Here is a 17950-nt window from a genome sequence, read left to right as displayed (position 1 = left end):
CACACCCGTCGATGTTTTCATCTTGCTCGATTCCTGAATGGATACTCAGGCACGACGCCACGCCCACCGTGCCGACACTCGGCGCGATGGGCGGAACGGGCGCGTGCCGCCGACCTGGCTTCGGCGTCGGCACCGGACGGGCGGCGTCAGGCTGGCCGGTGCGGGTCAGTGACCCGGGACGCACCGGTACCCCCGAATCCGGGCGATGCCCGGCACCCTGTGCCAGGCTCTGTGGCATGGACGACAAGACCATCCTGAACCGGATCTCCGAGCTGGTCGACGAGGAACACAAGCTGCGTGCCGACGCCCAGGCCCACGAGTCGGGCACCGAGGGCGAGGCCAGCGAGCGACTGCGCGCCCTGGAGGAGTCCCTCGACCAGTGCTGGGACCTGCTGCGCCGCCGACGGGCCGCCCGGGAGACCCACGGCGACCCGGACGCCCAGGGCGAACGCCCCAAGCCCGAGGTGGAGCGCTACCTGCAATAGCCGACGTGGCGGGTCGGGCGGTCCGGCCGCCCGACCCGCTCCGATCAGCGCAGGCCCGCCTCGTGCAGCAGCTCTCCGGTCAACAGGCCGGGTTCCACCTGCTCGGCGGGCAGACCCCGGGCCGCGAACCAGGCGCCGACCACCCGCACATCACGGGCCAGGAACTCCGGCCCCTGTGGGTTCGCCACCACGTCGACCACCTGCGGCAGGTCGATCACGACCAGCCGACCCTGGTGCACGAGCAGGTTGTACGGCGACAGGTCGCCGTGCGCGTAGCCGGCCCGCGCCAGCACCCGCAGCGCCTCCACCAGTTGGGCCCACAGGTCACGCAGCTCGGTCGGGCCGGGTCGCAGCTGGGCCAGTCGGGGTGCCGCCTCCCCCGACTCGGCGTCACCGACGAACTCCAGCATCAGCTCGGTGCCCCGCAGCTGCACCGGGTACGGCACGGCGATCCGGTCGTGCCCGGCGCCGATCTCCCAGAGCCGGCTGAGCGCGGCGAACTCGGCCGCCGCCCACTGCCCGGCGATCATCTGCCGGCCGAACGCCGTCCGGCCGGCCATCGCCCGGTTCTCCCGGGACCGGCGCACCCGACGGCCCTCCAGGTAGCCGGCATCGCGGTGGAACAACCGGTGCTCGGGATCGCGGTAGCGTTTCACCGCGAGCAGGCAGGACCGGTCGGTGTCCGGCACGGCCCGACGGACAAGATGGACGTCCGCCTCCTTGCCGGTCTTCAACACACCCAGCTCGGTGTCCTTGGCGGCCAACTCGGTGACCAGCCAGGCGGGGTGCGGCTGTGGCCCGTGCACGGCGTCGTCCCAGGACGACCAGCGCTCGCCGGTGTCCGGGTCGGGTTCGCTGTCCGGGTCTGCGAGCGGCTCGGTGGGCCGCCCGCGCTTCAGAAACTGCGGTTCGTCGTCGTCGAAGCGGCTCTTGCCGCGGCGGCGCTCGAGCGCCGGAAGGTCATGATTGCGCACTGTGGTGAGGTTCCCTTGGTCGAGGCTGAGATAGGCAGCTGGAAGCGACCTGCAAAGACGGCCATGACCGACCCCCTCTCCTCGACCGGGCACTCGCCCGGGATGCACCATGCGCGGACAATGCTCGTACGACAACGTCAGCCGGTCAACCGAATTACCGGGCCGCCACCCGAACCGCCGCTCGGACGCACGGCCACCAGCGCGGAAACCCTCAGCGGGCGAGGACGGTGGCGACCGCGGCGATCAACCCGTCCACGGTGCGGCTCGGCGCGAACCGGACGTCCGACCAGGTGCGCCCCCGGTGCAGCCAGACGCTGGGCAGCCCGACGGCGGCGGCTCCGCCGATGTCCGCCTCCGGGCTGTCACCGATCACCCACGCCCCCCGCAGCGGCATCCGGACCCGCTGGGCGGCGAGCGCGAAGATTCTCGGGTTGGGTTTGCTGACCCCGGCCTCCTCGGAGATCACCCAGTCCGCGACGTACTGGTCCAACCCGGTCTGGCGAATCTTGGCGTCCTCGACGCGAACGCTGCCGTTGCAGACCACCACCGGCACCCAGCCGGCGTCGTCGGCGATCCGCAGCGCGCAGGCGGTCAGCGGGTCGAGCCGGGTCTGCGCCACCACCCCGTCGTGCAGCTCCTCGACCAGGTCGATCGAGGGGATGCGCAGCTCGTAGCGGTCCCTGATGGCGTCGGCGAGGTCCCAGCGGTCGGTCAGACCGTCGGCGTCGATCGAGATCAGCCAGTCGATGTCGGTGGGGGGCGCGCCGATGCTGTCCAGGAAGCGCTCACCCCAGCGGCGGAACGGCCCGGCCCGATCCAGCAGGGTGTTGTCCAGGTCCAGCAGGAGCAGTGGCACTCGGGCACCCTACGGGACCGACGTGTCCGCCAACAGATGCGGCGGGTATCGAGCTGACGAAGGGTTCAGCCAGGCGTCGACAGCCGGGCGCCACCCTGGTCCGGCAGCCGATCGACGAGCATCGAGTGGGCCGCCCGGGTGGCCGCGAGCACGGCGGGATCCAGCGTCGCCACGAGCACCGCCGTGCCGTCGTCTGCCCCACGAGCCAGCGCCCGCCCCTCGGGGTCGTAGATGGCCGCACCGCCGTTGAACCGCCACGGGTCGGCACCGCCGACCGCGTTGGCGAAGACCACGAACATCGTGTTGTCCAGGGCACGTGCGGCGTAGTAGAGATCCCGGCGGTGCTCGGAGCCGGCCAGGTATCCGCTGGGGCACAGGTAGGCGTGTGCGCCGTCGAGAGCGGCGGCCCTGCCGTGCTCGGGGAAACAACCGTCGTAGCAGATGCCCAGCCCGAGCCGCCAGTCGTCGACGAGCAGCGTGGCACCCCGATCGCCGGGGGTGAACAGCTCCCGCTCGTCGCCCCACAACTGCTGCTTGTCGTACCCGACCCGCACGTCGCCGGCCCGGTCCACCACCAGCGCCGCGATGGTCCGCCGACGGTCCGGGTGCCGGGCGGCCGCGCCGACCAGCGCGGTGACGCCGGCCTCGCGCGCCGCCGTGCGCAGCGGGTCGAGCCGGGGATCCGCGACCATCCCGGCCGGATCGGCCGCGACATCCGTGCCGGCCGGGTCGGCGGCGAGAACCGGCGGGTGGTACGCGCAGAGGAAAAGCTCCGGCAGGACGGCCACCCGGGCGCCCCGCTCGCCGGCTCGGCGGACCAGGTCGGCGGCCATGGCCGCGTTGCCGGCGACGTCGCCCGGCGTGGGGGTGGCCTGGACGGTGGCCACTGTCAGCGGGGAGCTGGGCAGGGTGCGGGGCTGAGTCACCGGGCGATGGTAGACGGCGACGTCCCAAGCCGTACGTACGGTTTGCATGCCCCGGGGTGACCTGCAACGATCGACGTGTGCCCAGAGTAAGCCAGGACCAGCTCGACGCTCGCCGGCAGGAGATCCTCGCCGCGGCCCGGGCGTGTTTCGCCCGGCTCGGCTACGAGGGGGCGACCGTACGCCGCCTCGAGGAGGCCACCGGCCTGTCCCGTGGCGCGATCTTCCACCACTTCCGCGACAAGGACTCGCTCTTCCTCGCCGTCGCCGAGGACGACGCCGCGGCGATGGTCGAGACGGTGGCCCGCAACGGTCTGGTGCAGGTGATGCGCGATCTGCTCGCCCGCGCCGTCTCCCCCGACACCACCGGCTGGCTGGGCAGTCAACTGGAGGTCTCCCGGCGGCTGCGCACCGACCCGGCGTTCGCCAAGCGGTGGGCCGAGCGGTCCGCCGCGATCGCGGAGGCGACCCGGGACCGGCTGGCCCGCCAGCGCGACGCCGGGGTGCTGCGCGAGGACGTACCGATCGACGTGCTGGCCCAGTTCCTGGAGCTGGCCTACGACGGCCTGGTGCTGCACCTGGCCATGGGTCGACCGGCCGGTGACCTGGGCCCGGTGCTCGACCTCGTCGAGGAGGCGGTACGCCGCCACTGACCGCTCGCGCACCGGTCGGTCGCCCGTGGCGAGGCTGCTCCACAATGGGGCCGCCGATCCCTCCGGTGACAGGAGCAGTCGATGAACGTCCACGCCGCGTCCGGCGACACCTGGGGCATCTCCGGCCCGACCTTCCTCCGGTACTACGTCGCGGCGGCCATCCTGGTCGTGGCGATCGCGGCGTACTACCGGATCCGCCTGCTGACCGCCCCGGCGCACACCACCCTCGACCCACTCGGACCACAGCAGGTCGCGTACCTCAACGGTGGCCCGCAGCTCGCGGTGCACGCGGCGCTGGGCGGGCTGCGCGGCAGCGGCGCGATCGGCGTGCGACCGGACCGTCGGCTGACCACCGGCGGTGCCCCGCCGAGCGGGCTCACCCCACTGGACCAGGCCATCCACTGGGCCGCCCACCAGCACTCCCGGGTCCGGGACCTGCCGCGGAACGAGCGCGTACGCACCGCGCTGGACCAGATCCGCAACGGCCTGGAGCAACGCGGGCTGCTGACGAACGACACGCAACGCGCCCGCGCCCGCTTCTGGAACCAGATCCTGCTGGCCCTGCTGGGCCTCGGCGCGCTCCGGCTGATCTCCGGCCTGTTCAGCGGTCGCCCGGTGGGTTACCTGCTGCTCACCCTGGCGGCCTTCCTGGGCGCGGCACTGCTGCTGGGCCGGGCACCCGTCCGCACCCGGGCCGGCCGTGCCGCCCTACGCTCCGTCCGCCGCGAACACACCCACCTCGCGCCGGCCTCGGCGCCCGCCTACGCCACCTACGGAGCGGCCGGGGCGGCGATGGGCGTGGCCCTGTACGGCACCGCCTCGCTCTGGGCTCTCGACCCGGGTTTCGCCGAACAGGCCGAGATTCAGCGCCAGGCCCTCTCCGGCAACGGCGGCTGGACGGGCGGGTCAGACGGCTCGTCCGGTGGCGGAGGCGACAGCTCCGGTGGGGACGGCGGCAGCTCCTGCGGCGGTGGAGGCGGCGGATGCGGGGGCGGCGGCGGGTGCGGCGGATGAGCGGCCCGACCGGGGTCGGCATCGGCTGGCGTCCGGAGATCGCCGGCTTCGTGGCCGAGTTGCCCGGCCTGCGCTTCGTCGAGGTGGTGGCCGAGGGGGTGCCCGCCTCCGGGCCGCTCCCGCCCGGTCTGACGCAGCTACGTGACCGCGCGGTGACCGTCGTACCGCACGGGGTGCGGCTCTCCCTCGGCGGCGCCGAGCCGGTCGACCCCGCCCGGATCGCCCACCTGGCCGCCGTGGCGCAACGCCTGGACGCCCCGCTGGTCAGCGAGCACATCGCGTTCGTCCGGGCCGGCGGCCTGGAGGCCGGCCACCTGCTGCCGCTGCCACGCAGCCGGGAAGCCGTCGACGCGGTCTGCGCCAACGTGGCCCGGGCACAGGCCGAGCTCCCGGTGCCGATCGCGCTGGAGCCGATCGCCGCGTTGCTCGACTGGCCCGACGACGAACTGGACGAGGCGGACTTCCTCACCGAGATCCTCGACCGGACCGGGGCACTGCTGCTGCTCGACGTGGCCAACGTGCACGCCAACGCCCGCAACCGGGGCGCCGACTCGCTGGCGTTGCTGGACCGCCTGCCGCTGGAGCGGGTCGCGTACGTCCACGTGGCCGGCGGCGCGGAGCACGGCGGTTTCTACCACGACACCCACACCGACCCGGTGCCAGCGGCGGTGCTGGAGCTGGTCGGCGCGCTCTGCGCCCGGCGGCGACCACCGGCGCTGCTGCTGGAGCGCGACGGCCACTATCCGCCGGCCGCCGAACTCCGCGCCGAACTGGACGCCCTGGCCTCCGCCGCGGGCTTCCCGGCCGTGACATGACGGGCACACCCGACGGCGGCTCCGCGCCGACGCCCCGAGCCGGGCTGGCCGAACGGCAGGCGGAACTGGTCGCGGCGCTGGTCGCCGGGGGTGAGCCACCGGCGGGGTTCGCGCCGGGACCGCTGGCCGCCACCCGCGCGGCCCTCCTGCGCAAGCGGGCCGGCGAGGTGGCCCGGCACTGGCCGCTGCTCGCCGCCGGCCTCGGTGCCAGGTGGTCGACCACCTTCGCCGACTGGGCCGCCCGGCGCCCCACCGCCGGGTCTCTGCGCGACGGTTGGGACCTGGCCCGGGCGCTGCACGAGCAGCAGGCGCTCCCCCCGGCGGCCGCCGAGGAGTTGGCCGTCCGGGAGGCACGCCTGCGCTACGACGGGGTTCGGGCGCCGCGTGCGCGCCGGGCGCCGGCGGTGGGCCGCGCCGGCGGCGCCGTCGCGGTGCAGATCGCCGGCCGGGTACGCCTGCTGCGCCCTGCCCCACGGGTGTCCACCCGTGCTGGCGACGGAGTACCGGATGCGGCAGGATCGGAGTTATGGATCTCGGACTGACCGACCGCGTGTACGTCCTCACCGGTGCCTCCCGGGGCCTGGGTTACGCGACCGCGCAGTGCCTGGTCGCCGACGGTGCGCGGGTGGTGCTCTCGGCCCGGGACCCGGACGCGGTGGCCGCCGCCGCACAGCAGCTGGGTGGCCCGGAGCACGCCGTCGGACTGACCGCCGACCTGGCCGACCCGGAGACCCCGGAGCAGCTCGTCGCCGCCGCGCAGGAGCATTTCGGCCGCCTCGACGGCGCGCTGATCTCGGTCGGTGGGCCACCGCCGGGCAATGCCGCAGCGATCACCGACGAGCAGTGGCGGCTCTCCTTCGAGACCGTCTTCCTGGGCACCATCCGGGCCGTACGCACGGTCGCCAACGCCCTGCCCGAGGGCGGCGCGATCGGGCTGGTGCTCTCCACCTCGGCGCGTGGCCCGGTGCCCGGTCTCGGCATCTCCAACGGTCTGCGGCCCGGCCTGGTCGGGGCCGCCAAGGACATCGCCGACGACTACGGCCCACGGGGGGTCCGGGTGGTCGGCCTGTTGCCCGGCCGGATCATGACCGATCGCAACCGGGAGCTGTTCGGAGCGACCGGCGACCCGGAGCGTGCCCGCGCCGAGGCGGAGGCCGGCATCCCGCTGCGCCGCGTCGGCGACCCGGCCGAGTTCGGCCGGGTGGCCGCGTTCGTGCTCTCCCCCGCCGCGAGCTACCTCACCGGGATCACCCTGCCGGTCGACGGCGGCGCGCTACGCGGGCTGTGACCCCCGACGGAACCCGACCCGCCCGTGCCGTGACGCCGCCCGGGACGGTCCGGCCGACCCGGACGGACTTGGCGGCGGCTGCGGACCGGACGATTCCCGACGTGCTCGCGCCAGGGCTGGCGGTGCTCTTCGTCGGCATCAACCCGGGCCTCTGGTCGGCGGCGACGGGCTGGCACTTCGCTCGACCCGGCAACCGGTTCTGGCCCGCCCTGCACCGGGGCGGGTTCACCCCCCGGCTGCTGCACCCCAGTGAACAGGACGAGCTGCCCGCGCTCGGGCTCGGCATCACCAACATGGCCGCCCGGGCCAGCGCCCGCGCGGACGAGCTGAGCACCGAGGAACTCCTCGACGGCGCGGCGATCCTGACCGACAAGGTGGCCCGGTACCGGCCGCGCTGGGTGGCCGTGGTGGGGGTGACCGCGTACCGGATCGGTTTTCAGCGGCCCAAGGCCACCTTCGGGCCGCAGCCGGAATCGCTGGCCGACGCCCGGCTGTGGGTGCTGCCCAACCCGAGCGGCCTGAACGCGCACTTCACCCCGGTCACCCTGGGCCTGGCGTTCGCCGAGTTGCGGGCGGCAACCGATCTGCCGGACCGTCGGCCCGCCGGACCACCCGACGGATGATCGACTCGGTCAGTTGGCGGCGGCGGGCGGCAGCACCTCGTCGGCGCGGTAGGTGCCCAGCGGCATGACCACCGGCTCGGGACCGGTCGCGTCGACGAACGGGGTGGGCGAGTCGGCGACCGCGAACTGGGTGCGGTACAGCTCGGCATAGAGCCCACCGACCGCGACCAACTCCTCGTGCCGCCCCCGCTCGACGATCCGCCCACCGTCCAAGACCAGGATCTGGTCCGCGTCGCGCACTGTGGAGAGCCGGTGCGCGATCACCAGGGCGGTACGCCCGGCCAGCGCCACCGACAGCGCCCGCTGCACCGCCGCCTCGCTCTCCGAATCCAGGTGTGCGGTCGCCTCGTCGAGGATCACGATCGACGGTGCCTTGAGCAGCAGCCGCGCGATCGCGATGCGTTGCTTCTCGCCGCCGGAGAACCGGTAGCCGCGCTCCCCCACCGTGGTGTCCAGACCGTCGGGCAGCGACCGGACCAGATCGGCCACCTGGGCGCCGGCCAGGGCGGCCCAGATCTCGTCGTCGGTGGCGTCCGGCTTGGCGTAGCGCAGATTCTCGGCGATCGTCTCGTGGAACAGGTGCGAATCCTGAGTGACCACACCGATCTCGTCGCGCAGGGAGGCGAGCGTCGCGTCGCGCACGTCCACCCCGCCGACGAGCACCTGCCCGTCGCTGACGTCGTAGATCCGGGAGATGAGCATCGACAGTGTCGACTTGCCCGCCCCGGACGGGCCGACCAGCGCGACCATCTGCCCCGGCTCGACGCTGAACGAGACCCCCTTGAGCACCGGCTCGTTGACGGTCCGGTCGAGCGTGGCGACCTCCTCCAGGGAGGCGAGGGAGATCTCGGCGGCGCTCGGGTAGCGGAAACGCACGTCGCGGAAGTCGACCCGGCCGGCGCCCTGGGGCACCGGCACCGCGTCGGGCTTCTCCACGATGCCCGGCTTGAGGTCGAGCACCTCGAAGACCCGGTCGAAGGAGACCAGCGCGCTCATCACGTCCACCCGCACGTTGGAGAGTGCCGTGAGCGGCCCGTACAGGCGGGTGAGCAGCAGCGCGAGCGTCACCACGGTGCCGGCGCTGACGCCGCCGGTCACCGCGAGCCAGCCGCCGAGACCGTAGGTCAGCGCCTGCGCCAGTGAGGCGACCAGCAGCATCGCCACGAAGAACGTGCGGGAGTACATCGCGGACTGGATGCCGATGTCGCGGACCCGCTCGGCCCGGTCGGCGAACCTGCGGGCCTCGATCTCGGGCTGGCCGAAGAGCTTCACCAGCAGCGCGCCGGCCACCCCGAACCGCTCGGTCATGGTCGCGTTCATCTTGGCGTCGAGGTTGTACGCCTCGCGGGTGATGTCGGCCAGCCGTCGACCGACCCGGCGGGCCGGAATGATGAAGATCGGCAGCAGCACCAGTGAGAGCGCGGTGATCTGCCAGGAGAGGGTGAACATCACCGCCGCGGTGAGCACCAGCTGGATGACGTTGCTGACCACACCGGACAGGGTGGAGGTGAACGCCCGCTGGGCACCGAGCACGTCGTTGTTGAGCCTGCTGACCAGCGCACCGGTCTGGGTACGGGTGAAGAACTGCAACGGCATCCGCTGCACGTGGTCGTAGACCCGGGTGCGCAGGTTGAGGATGATGCCCTCGCCGATGCGGGCGGAATACCACCGTTGGGCCAGCGACAGCAGCGCGTCGGCGACGGCCAGCGCGGCGATGAACAGGGCCAGCCGCACCACGAGCCGGCCGGCCTCGGTGCCACCCCGGTTGATCGCGTTGATCACATCACCGGCAAGCACCGGAGTGGCCACGCCGATGATGGCGGCCAACACCACGGTGGCCAGGAAGACGACGATGTCGCGCCGGTAGGGCTGGGCGAAAGCGACGATGCGGCGGGCCACCCCGCGCTTGAGACGGTGGGTGGAGACCTCGTCGCGGTTGCGCATCGACCGGAGCATGCTCCACCCGGCCATGCCACCGCCGGACATCGGGTTGGACATCGCTCACCTCCGGGTTGCCGGGCGGACCGCACCGTCAGGTCAATTCTCCCGACGAGTGTGACAACCTCGGTCGTAACCCGGATCTTCCCGTGCGGTCCTTACCTATTCTCCCCTGCCGGCAAGGTCACGCAGCCGACGGGTCTGTGCCTCCCGCTCGGCGCGCTGCTGGTCGGCGTGTGACCGCCCGCCGGCACCGGCGAGCAACGCCTTGATCTCCACCACCGCGTCGCGGGCCCCGGAGAGCAGGCCGGCGGTCAGGTCCCGCACCGCGCCGTCCAGCTCGGCCGGGGGTACGACCAGGGTGGCCAGCCCGATCCGGTCCGCCTCGGCGGCGTCCAGCCGGCGGCCCGTCGCACAGATCTCCAACGCCCGCGAATATCCGACCAACTCGACGAGGCGTTTCGTGCCGGCCAGGTCGGGCACCAGGCCGAGGGTCACCTCGGCCATCGACAACTTCGCGTCCGCGGACAGCACTCGCAGGTCACAGGCGAGCGCGAGCTGGAAGCCGGCACCGATCGCGTGGCCCTGTACGGCCGCGACGGAGACGACATCCGGCCGGTGCAGCCAGGTGAAACCGGCCTGGAACTCCGCGATGCGCTCGGCGCACTCCTGCTCGGGCAGCGTGGCCAGCTCAGCGAAGGACCCCGGGCCGGAGGCGCCCGCCACCGCGAGATCGAGGCCGGCCGAGAACGCGCGCCCCTCGCCGCGGACCACCACCACCCGCACGTCGCCGGGCAGGTCGCGGGAGAAGTCGCTCATCGCCTGCCACATCGCGGGCGTCTGGGCATTGAGCACGTCGGGCCGGCACAACGTCACCGTGGCGACCGGCCCGTCGCAAGTCAGCCGAACCCCGGTCGCCTCGGCGGTCACCGGACGTCCCGGGGCGCGGCGCTGGTGGACGACGCTGAGGGGCGGGTCACGCCTTCTTGCGGCGCCGGGCGCCACCGCGCTGACGCAGCTGCACGCCGGACTCGGTGAGCACTCGGTGGATGAACCCGTAGGAACGGCCCGTCGAGGCCGCCAACGCGCGGATGCTCTCCCCCGAGGTGTACCGCTTTACCAGGTCCTTGGCGAGCGTCTGACGCTCGGCTCCGACGATCCGGCGACCCTTCTCAGTGCTGGTGGCTGTGCCAGTGGCTGCCATGCTGTGTCCTCACGTCCCAGACTGTGCGGTTCGGATACGGTCCCACCTATTAGACCGCCTCGAACGATCATGCGCCAGATATCAACTCTTCGCCAACCGACACGCTATGCAATGTCAGCTTCCCGATAGAGTGATCCTGGCGATCCGGCCCGCCGTGGCGGCCGGGCGTACCACCGCCGGGAGTTGGCGGCTGCCGGCGGCCCGTAGCCTTCGGTCGTGATCGACCTGTTGAGCACCGCCGGCGCGGCGGCCGTGGTCTTCGCCGCCACCGACATCGACGACATCGTCATCCTGACGCTGTTCTTCGTCGCGGCCCGCACCACCGGCCAACCCCGCACCTGGCACATTGTCGCCGGACAATACCTCGGCATCGGCGCGCTCGCGTTGGCCAGCGCGGTGATCGCGGGTGGACTCCTGGTGGTGCCCGACCCGTGGACGGGGCTGCTCGGCCTGCTGCCGATCGCGCTCGGCGTACGCGCACTGCGGAGTTCGGGCGACGACGAGGCACCGGCGGTCGTCACCGGAGCGCTCGGCGTGGCCGGGGTGACGATCGCGAACGGCGCCGACAACGTCGCGGTCTACGTACCCGTCTTCCGGGCCCTCGGTGTGGCCGACAGCGCGATGTTCCTGCTGGTCTTCGTGCTGCTGATCGCGCTCTGGTGCGTGGTCGGGGCGTGGCTGGGCGGGCACTGGAGGGTGGTCCGGCTGGTCGAGCGCGCCGGCGCCTGGCTGGTGCCGACGATCTTCATCGCCATCGGGCTGGTGATCCTGGTCAGCTCCGGCGTGCTCGGCCGACTGGTCGACCTGCTCGGCTGAGGGCCAGCCGAGCAGCCTCGGTCAGGCCAGCTCGACCAGTTCGAGCAGGTCGTCGCTCCACGCGTCCTCGTCGCCGTCGGGCAGCAGGATGGCCCGGTCCGGCTTGAGCGCCAGCACCGCACCCGGGTCGTGGGTGACCAGGACGATCGCGCCCGGGTAGTTGGCGATGGCGTCGAGCACCTGCTCCCGGCTGACCGGGTCGAGGTTGTTCGTCGGCTCGTCGAGCAACAGCACGTTGGCGCCGGAACAGACCAGAGTGGACAGGGCCAGCCGGGTCTTCTCGCCGCCGGAGAGCACACCGGCCGGCTTGTTCACGTCGTCACCCGAGAACAGGAACGCGCCAAGGATCTTGCGCAGGTCGGTGTCGGACTGCTCGACGGCGGCGGCGCGCATGTTCTCCAGCACCGTCCGCTCCACGTCCAGCGTCTCGTGCTCCTGGGCGTAGTAGCCCAGCCGCAGGCCGTGCCCCGCGTGCACCTCGCCGGTGTCCGGGCTGAGCAGCCCGCCGAGCATCCGCAGCAGGGTCGTCTTGCCGGCGCCGTTCAGCCCGAGGATGGCCACCCGGGAGCCCCGGTCCACCGCCACGTTGACGTCGGTGAAGATCTCCAGCGATCCGTACGACTTGGAGAGACCGGTCGCTGTGAGCGGGGTCTTGCCGCACGGCGCGGGGCTGGGGAAACGCACCTTGGCCACCCGGTCGGCGACCCGCACCTCCTCCAGGCCGGAGATCAGCTTCTCGGCACGGCGGGCCATGTTCTGCGCGGCCACGGTCTTGGTGGCCTTGGCCCGCATCTTGTCGGCCTGCGCCATCAGCGCGCCGGCCTTCTTCTCCGCGTTGGCCCGCTCCCGGCGGCGGCGTCGCTCGTCGGTCTCGCGCGCCTCCAGGTACGCCTTCCAGCCCAGGTTGTACACGTCGATGACCGACCGGGTGGCGTCGAGGAACCAGACCTTGTTGACCACCGACTCCAGCAGCGCGCCGTCGTGGGAGATCACGATCAGGCCGCCCTTGTGGTTGGCGAGGAAGCCCCGCAACCAGGTGATCGAGTCGGCGTCGAGGTGGTTGGTGGGCTCGTCGAGCAGCAGGATGCCGCCGCCGTTCTCGCCCGCGTCGCGGAACAGGATCCGGGCCAGCTCGATGCGACGACGCTGACCACCGGAGAGAGTGCCGATGGTCTGCGCGAGCGCCCGGTCCGGCAGGCCGAGGTTGGCGCAGATCCGCGCGGCCTCAGCCTCGGCCGCGTACCCGCCGAGCGCGGCGAACTGGTCCTCCAGCGCGCCGTACCGACGGACCAGCTTGTCGTTGGCGTCCTCGGCGAGGCGGGCCTCGACCTCCTGCATCTGCGCCATCAGCACGTCCAGGCCGCGGGCGGAGAGCACCCGGTCGCGGCCGGTGACCTCCAGGTCACCCGTGCGCGGGTCCTGCGGGAGGTAGCCGATGGCGCTGCGCTGGTCGATCTGGCCGCCGTACGGCTGCCCCTCGCCGGCGAGCACCTTCAGCGTGGTGGTCTTGCCGGCGCCGTTGCGACCGACCAGGCCGATCCGATCACCGGGCTGCACGCGCAGGGTGGTGTCGGACAGCAGGATCCGGGAACCGGCACGCAGTTCCAGGCCGGTGGCAGTGATCATGTTTGCGGGCTCGCTCTCGGGGTTGGAAGGCTGACTCGGGGCACGCGAAACGGCCGGCGGGCTCAAGGGGCCCGACGGCGCGGGGCGGTTCAGCCTTCGCAGCGCAGCACCTGACAAGTGTACCGGGCGCCGCCGGACGGCCCGCCCGGATTACCGATCAAGATCATCGGGTATCGGAACGCCTGTCCGGACCCCGTCCGGCACTTGAAGGACGAAACGACACACAAACGACACTCACCGGCATACGGCGATCGGGGTCACCCATGGAACTCAACGAGCGGGCCGAGCTCGACACCTCCCAGGCCAACGACCTGGGCCGGGGTAGCGGCGGGTCGGGCGGCGGCTTCGGCATCCCCATCCCCGGCGGCGGGGGCCGCGGCGGCATCATCGGCATCGTGGTGGCCGTCCTCGTCGCCCTGCTCGGCGGCGGGTTCGGCCTCAACGCCATGACCAACGGCGACGAGGGCGGGCAGGCCGGCGGCACCGACCTGGAGCAGTTGTGCTCCACCGCGAACCCCGACCGTCTCGACGACGCACGCTGCCGCAACCTGCTCTACGTCAACAGCATCCAGGACTACTGGAAGAAGGCGTACCCCGAACTGGGCAGAAGCGACTACGAGGTCACCACCACCAACTTCTTCCAGGCGGCCGTGAACACCGGCTGCGGGCAGGCCGACTCGGGTGTCGGCCCGTTCTACTGCCCCGCGGACCGGAAGGTGTACATCGACCTGAGCTTCTACGACGAGCTGGCGTCCCGCTTCGGGGCGAAGGGCGAGTTCGCCCAGCCGTACGTGCTCGCCCACGAGTACGGCCACCACGTCCAGAACCTGCTCGGCACCAACGCGAAGGCCGGCCAGGGCGACCAGAGCGGACCCCGCTCGGCCTCCGTGCGGCTGGAGTTGCAGGCCGACTGCTACGCCGGCGCCTGGGCCAGGCACGCCACCGAGAGCAAGGACAGGACCGGCCAGCAGCCGCTGTTCACGTCGATCACCGAGGCCGACATCAGCCAGGCCATCGACGCCGCCGAGGCGATCGGCGACGACAGCATCCAGGAGCGCTCCGGCGGGCGGGTCAACCCCGACCAGTTCACCCACGGCACGTCCGAGCAGCGCAAGCGCTGGTTCAACCAGGGCTACGACCGCGGCGACCCGAAGACCTGCGACACCTTCGGCACCGACCAGCTCTGACCCGCCCGTCAGGGTCGATCATGGGGTTGTGGTGCCCGGGTTAACGGGGGTCGTGCGCTTTGTCCACCACCACAACTCCATGATCGACGCGGGTGGGACCGGTCAGGTGAGCCGCGAGACCTGGTAGTGGCCGATGAGCCAGTCGTCGTCGACCCGCCGCAGGAGCACGGCGAGGTTGACGGTCAGGGCCGGCCGGTCGGTGAAGCCGAACTCCACCTCCAGGTAGCCGAGGACCACGTCATCGGCGAGACGGCGGATCTCCCGGATGTCGTACGCGGCGGTCAGGCCGAGCGGCTGTCCGGCGTAGTACCCGGCGATGCCAGCAGGACCCACCGTGTACGGCTGCAACCCCTGAAAGATCGCGTCGTCGGTGAAGCACGCCGCGACCCGATCGGGCTCGTGGGCGTCGACCGCCGATTTCCACCGGTCGAGGACGGTACGCAGAATCTGCACCTCGGACATGATGATCTCCCTGCTGGACGGACGTGCCCCGTTGCGTGACTGTCGAGCCCTCGTGCTCTCGCAGGCTCAGCGAGGCGGCTGACCCGGGTCGTTCGGGTGCGGCGTCAACGGCGTCACGGTCTCGCGCCGCCAGGCGCGCAGCGGCATCGACGCGAGCACGGCTTCCAGCTCATCGGCGTCGGCGGCCTGGAACAGCCCCCACGTACGCCACTCCCCCGGCGCCAGCGGGGGCCGCCACAGCCGCAGGAGACTGCCCTGGGCCGTCAGCTCGGCCGAACGCGCCGCCTCTCGCGCGCGCATGTCGGCGACGCCGTCCTCCGATGTTCCCTGCGGCACCGTCGTCACCATGTCAACCAGAAACTCCACGCGTCCATCCTCGGGCGGCCAGCCGGGCAGCACGCCGCGAACCCCGTTTTGCGTGGCGATCGTCTCCCCGCCGACGCCGCCGGTGAAGGCCGGGTCAGTCGGGGTCGCGCACCAGGATCCGTACCGCCCGGGCCGCACCCACCGCCGCGACCAGCACCGCGTGCCGGGGCTCCGGCACGTCGAGCAGCCGCTCCGCCCGCAACGGCACGAGCGGGGCCAACCGCCGGTCGGCCAGCACCCCGTCCACCGCCCGCCGGTCACCGCCGCAGACCAGCGAGGCGAGTGTCGCCGCCTCCGGCAACAGCAGCCGTACGGCCAGGTCCGCCGCGTCGCCCAGCGCAGCCTTCGCCTGGTTGTCGCGCCGGCGGGCGAACCGGTGCTGCGACCATCCCCCCGCAGCGGTGCGCCCCTGCACGTACCGGGTGTCCACCTTGGAGACGACGAGGTCGGCGCCCTCGGCCACCCCGAGCGCCACAGCGCCCTTGCGGGCCAGCAGCAGGCCGATCCGGCGGGGCATGACGGCGGCGGCCACGAACCCGGCCACATCCACGCCGGCCGGCGCACCCGGTGGGGCGTACAGCTCAGCGGTTGCCCCGTCCGGGGCGGCGAGCAGTAGGCCGTACTCCTGGGCGCTGGTGGTGGGCGGACCGTGCCGGTCGGCGAAGCCCTCGACCCAGCGGCCGACGCGGGCCGGGTCGACCTCGACCCACCGGCCTCCGCCGGCTGCGGGTCGACTGGTCATCGCCCGACCGTACGGCACAGCGAACCCACCCGGGCCCCCGGGCGGCCCCGGACCCGGCCCGGAACACCAGCCGACACCGCGACCGGGCGCGGTCGGGCGCCGGGCCGGGTGGGTCAGCCGCCGGATGGCTGCCGTGACCGTTCAGCCTGGCAGTAGCGCGGCCACCGCCAGCGCGGCGATCAGCGCGCTGGAGACCAGGCCGGTGATCAGCCGGCCACGCCGCCCGGTCAGCGCCCGGCCGACCACCGTGCCACCGCCGGCGATGACCAGTTGCCAACTCGCCGACGCCAGGAACACCCCGGCCACGAAGAGCACCACCGGGACCACGCCCGAGTCGGCCGTGTCCCGGCGGCCGAGCACCAGCGCGGTGAAGTAGAGCACCGTCATCGGGTTCAGCAGGGTCAACCCGAGCAGCGCCGCGTAGGCCCGCCCGGGAGTGCTCATGCCCCCACCGTCGCGTGCCGTCGGCGGCCGCTGCGAGCGGTGCGCGGACCACGTCCGCCACAGGCCGTGCCCGGCGAGACCCAGCAGAACCACGGCGGCGACCACCCGCAGTGGCCCGGCGACCGGCGCGATGATTCCGGCCAGGCCGGCGCCACCGAGCACGGCCACCACCGCGTAGAGCCCGTCGGCCGTCGCCACCGCGAGCGCTGCGGCCGCGCCCACCCGAAACGAGGTACGGGCGGTGAGCCCCAGAATGAGAATCGCGATCGCGCCGACCGGAATGGCGACGCCGTAGCCGGCCACCAGACCGGCGAGGAACGCCCCGGTCATGGACGTCGGCGGCGGGTCGAGGTTCGTCCCCGGAGCGGCCGCTGTCGACGCACGGCAGTCGCCGCGCGGACAGGAACCTGCTTCGGGTACGCCTCAATCACAGGCGCATCCTCCGCGCCGGACCCGCACCCTCGCCACCGATTTTCCCCGCGCCCCGCGCCCCGCGCCCCGCGCCCCGCGCCCCGCGCCCCGCGCCCCGCGCCCCGCGCCCCGCGCCCCGCGCCCCGCGCCAAGATCGTGCTCGAAGCAGGATGTAGTGGTCTCGGCGACGCACCGAGGCCACTACATCAATGATCGAGCGCGATCTTGGGTTGTTCGGGGGTCGGCCGACCGGCCAGAGCCGAGCTTCAGGCGGTCACCGGGGGTCGCGACCGAGATAGGAGAGCAGGGCGGCGACCTCGTCGGCCTCTGGAGCGGGGTCGATCGCCGGGGCGTACGCGCCGTAGGCCCGCAGCGGCTCGACGATCTGCCGGGCCACCACCAGCAGGGGGCGGGCCAGTTCGGCGTCGAGTGGGGACGGTTGGCCGGTGGCCACCGCGATGTCCCAGGCGTGCACTGCCGCGTCCAGGGCGCACGCTACGGCTCCGATCTCGGCTGGCAGCTTGCCCTGGGGCAGCGGCGTGGGCACCTCCGGGGCATCGTCGGCGACACCCTTCCAGGCGCGGGCGGACGCGTCGAGGGCGGCGCGCAGGCCGGCGAGCTTGTCGCCGTCGACCCGTCCGGAGGGCGCGAACGGGTCCTCCGTCGGCCCCGGCCCGCCGTCGATCGCCGCCGCGAAGGCGAGCTGGTCGCCGACCGCGTGCTGAAGCACCTGGGTGACGTTCCACCGCTCGCACGGGGTGGGCCGCTCCCAGGCGTCGGCCGGAACCCCGTCGGCTGCCGTCCGAAGCGCCTGGTGAGCCTCTTCGAGCACGGTCCGCCACTGACCCGCTGCCATCTCGCTCATCGTCCTGCCCTCTCTGCCGGCTTCCAGCGAGCTTCCCCGCTCGCCTTCGGAGCGGAATATTCCGCTCCGTTTGATGAACCCAGCCTAGCAGACCGGAACGATCCGTTCCACTACTTTCGTGTGGGCCTGGAACGCGTCGAGCGCGGTACCCGTGCGGGTACCGCGGTCGGCGGCGTGCTCGGTGACCGGGCCGGGGCGGTGCCGTTCACCGCGACAGTCGACGAGCAGGGTCGGCTGGTCCGCTACCGCATCGAGTTG

21 protein-coding genes are annotated in these 17950 nt (G+C 72.8%); 9 read left to right on the top strand and 12 right to left on the bottom strand.

Translation table 11 applies throughout. The features are described from left to right. Positions 1-236: 236 nt before the first annotated feature. Positions 237-485 carry a DUF2630 family protein gene (locus ABTW72_RS32405; RefSeq protein ID WP_091403743.1) on the top strand — a complete coding sequence of 83 codons (249 nt, stop codon included), beginning with the start codon at positions 237-239 and terminating at the stop codon, positions 483-485. A gap of 44 nt (positions 486-529) precedes the next feature. Here the strand turns inward: ABTW72_RS32405 and ABTW72_RS32400 are convergent, their stop codons facing one another. From ABTW72_RS32400 to ABTW72_RS32390, 3 genes are all read right to left on the bottom strand, one after another. After that, on the bottom strand, positions 530-1459 hold the full coding sequence (locus ABTW72_RS32400) for a serine protein kinase RIO (RefSeq protein ID WP_350865621.1): 930 nt from the start codon (positions 1457-1459) through the stop codon (positions 530-532). Between the two features lie 211 nt (positions 1460-1670). Further along, positions 1671-2315, bottom strand: a complete 645-nt coding sequence (locus ABTW72_RS32395; protein WP_350865618.1) for an HAD family hydrolase — start codon at positions 2313-2315, stop codon at positions 1671-1673. A gap of 65 nt (positions 2316-2380) precedes the next feature. Further along, entirely contained in the window at positions 2381-3241 is an 861-nt protein-coding gene (locus ABTW72_RS32390) for a carbon-nitrogen hydrolase family protein (protein ID WP_350865615.1), read from the bottom strand. Positions 3242-3318: 77 nt separating this feature from the next. On the opposite strand from ABTW72_RS32390, the gene ABTW72_RS32385 reads away from it, so the two are divergent. The 6 genes from ABTW72_RS32385 (at position 3319) to mug (ending at position 7631) form a co-directional block, all read left to right on the top strand. Next, positions 3319-3891: a TetR/AcrR family transcriptional regulator gene (locus tag ABTW72_RS32385; RefSeq protein WP_030337284.1), complete on the top strand. Its 573-nt coding sequence runs from the start codon at positions 3319-3321 to the stop codon at positions 3889-3891. Between the two features lie 81 nt (positions 3892-3972). After that, positions 3973-4905: a TIGR04222 domain-containing membrane protein gene (locus tag ABTW72_RS32380; protein ID WP_350865611.1), complete on the top strand. Its 933-nt coding sequence runs from the start codon at positions 3973-3975 to the stop codon at positions 4903-4905. Beyond that, positions 4902-5720, top strand: a complete 819-nt coding sequence (locus ABTW72_RS32375; protein WP_350865609.1) for an MbnB/TglH/ChrH family RiPP precursor modification enzyme — start codon at positions 4902-4904, stop codon at positions 5718-5720. Before ABTW72_RS32380 ends, ABTW72_RS32375 begins: the two co-directional genes overlap by 4 nt. Continuing rightward, positions 5717-6262, top strand: a complete 546-nt coding sequence (locus tag ABTW72_RS32370) for an SCO6045 C-terminal-like domain-containing protein (RefSeq protein WP_350865606.1) — start codon at positions 5717-5719, stop codon at positions 6260-6262. The genes ABTW72_RS32375 and ABTW72_RS32370 overlap by 4 nt, the downstream gene beginning before the upstream one ends. Then, positions 6247-7008: an SDR family oxidoreductase gene (locus ABTW72_RS32365; protein WP_350865603.1), complete on the top strand. Its 762-nt coding sequence runs from the start codon at positions 6247-6249 to the stop codon at positions 7006-7008. Before ABTW72_RS32370 ends, ABTW72_RS32365 begins: the two co-directional genes overlap by 16 nt. Then, positions 7005-7631, top strand: coding sequence for a G/U mismatch-specific DNA glycosylase (mug, locus tag ABTW72_RS32360; protein WP_350865601.1), 627 nt, complete (start codon positions 7005-7007; stop codon positions 7629-7631). Before ABTW72_RS32365 ends, mug begins: the two co-directional genes overlap by 4 nt. 9 nt (positions 7632-7640) lie before the next feature. Here mug and ABTW72_RS32355 read toward each other — a convergent pair whose 3' ends face one another. From ABTW72_RS32355 to ABTW72_RS32345, 3 genes are all read right to left on the bottom strand, one after another. Then, a complete protein-coding gene (locus ABTW72_RS32355; RefSeq protein ID WP_350865653.1) occupies positions 7641-9617 on the bottom strand; it encodes an ABC transporter ATP-binding protein in 1977 nt (658 codons plus the stop codon). Between the two features lie 114 nt (positions 9618-9731). Then, positions 9732-10499, bottom strand: coding sequence for an enoyl-CoA hydratase/isomerase family protein (locus ABTW72_RS32350; protein WP_091403716.1), 768 nt, complete (start codon positions 10497-10499; stop codon positions 9732-9734). Positions 10500-10545: 46 nt separating this feature from the next. Next, complete coding sequence (locus ABTW72_RS32345) at positions 10546-10773, bottom strand: helix-turn-helix domain-containing protein (protein ID WP_007462679.1); 228 nt, start codon at positions 10771-10773, stop codon at positions 10546-10548. 216 nt (positions 10774-10989) lie between these two features. Between ABTW72_RS32345 and ABTW72_RS32340 the strand changes: the two genes are divergently transcribed. Then, on the top strand, positions 10990-11589 hold the full coding sequence (locus tag ABTW72_RS32340) for a cadmium resistance transporter (RefSeq protein WP_350865598.1): 600 nt from the start codon (positions 10990-10992) through the stop codon (positions 11587-11589). 21 nt (positions 11590-11610) lie between these two features. Here the strand turns inward: ABTW72_RS32340 and ABTW72_RS32335 are convergent, their stop codons facing one another. After that, on the bottom strand, positions 11611-13215 hold the full coding sequence (locus ABTW72_RS32335) for an ABC-F family ATP-binding cassette domain-containing protein (protein ID WP_091403713.1): 1605 nt from the start codon (positions 13213-13215) through the stop codon (positions 11611-11613). Between the two features lie 263 nt (positions 13216-13478). Between ABTW72_RS32335 and ypfJ the strand changes: the two genes are divergently transcribed. Continuing rightward, positions 13479-14402 carry a KPN_02809 family neutral zinc metallopeptidase gene (ypfJ, locus tag ABTW72_RS32330; RefSeq protein ID WP_350865596.1) on the top strand — a complete coding sequence of 308 codons (924 nt, stop codon included), beginning with the start codon at positions 13479-13481 and terminating at the stop codon, positions 14400-14402. A gap of 102 nt (positions 14403-14504) precedes the next feature. Here the strand turns inward: ypfJ and ABTW72_RS32325 are convergent, their stop codons facing one another. The 5 genes from ABTW72_RS32325 to ABTW72_RS32305 form a co-directional block, all read right to left on the bottom strand. Continuing rightward, positions 14505-14864, bottom strand: a complete 360-nt coding sequence (locus ABTW72_RS32325) for a YybH family protein (protein WP_350865593.1) — start codon at positions 14862-14864, stop codon at positions 14505-14507. Between the two features lie 66 nt (positions 14865-14930). Beyond that, on the bottom strand, positions 14931-15230 hold the full coding sequence (locus ABTW72_RS32320; RefSeq protein ID WP_091405207.1) for a muconolactone Delta-isomerase family protein: 300 nt from the start codon (positions 15228-15230) through the stop codon (positions 14931-14933). A gap of 94 nt (positions 15231-15324) precedes the next feature. Next, positions 15325-15972 (bottom strand): acVLRF1 family peptidyl-tRNA hydrolase, encoded by a 648-nt coding sequence (locus ABTW72_RS32315; RefSeq protein ID WP_350865590.1) that lies wholly within the window; start codon positions 15970-15972, stop codon positions 15325-15327. A 141-nt stretch (positions 15973-16113) separates the two neighbouring features. Next, complete coding sequence (locus tag ABTW72_RS32310) at positions 16114-16746, bottom strand: LysE family transporter (protein WP_350865588.1); 633 nt, start codon at positions 16744-16746, stop codon at positions 16114-16116. 355 nt (positions 16747-17101) lie between these two features. Beyond that, positions 17102-17692 carry a TIGR03086 family metal-binding protein gene (locus tag ABTW72_RS32305; RefSeq protein WP_350865585.1) on the bottom strand — a complete coding sequence of 197 codons (591 nt, stop codon included), beginning with the start codon at positions 17690-17692 and terminating at the stop codon, positions 17102-17104. Between the last annotated feature and the right edge of the window lie 258 nt (positions 17693-17950).

Source organism: Micromonospora sp. NPDC127501, assembly GCF_040302185.1.
GTDB lineage: Bacteria > Actinomycetota > Actinomycetes > Mycobacteriales > Micromonosporaceae > Micromonospora.
This window is presented reverse-complemented; position numbering and strand designations above follow the sequence as displayed.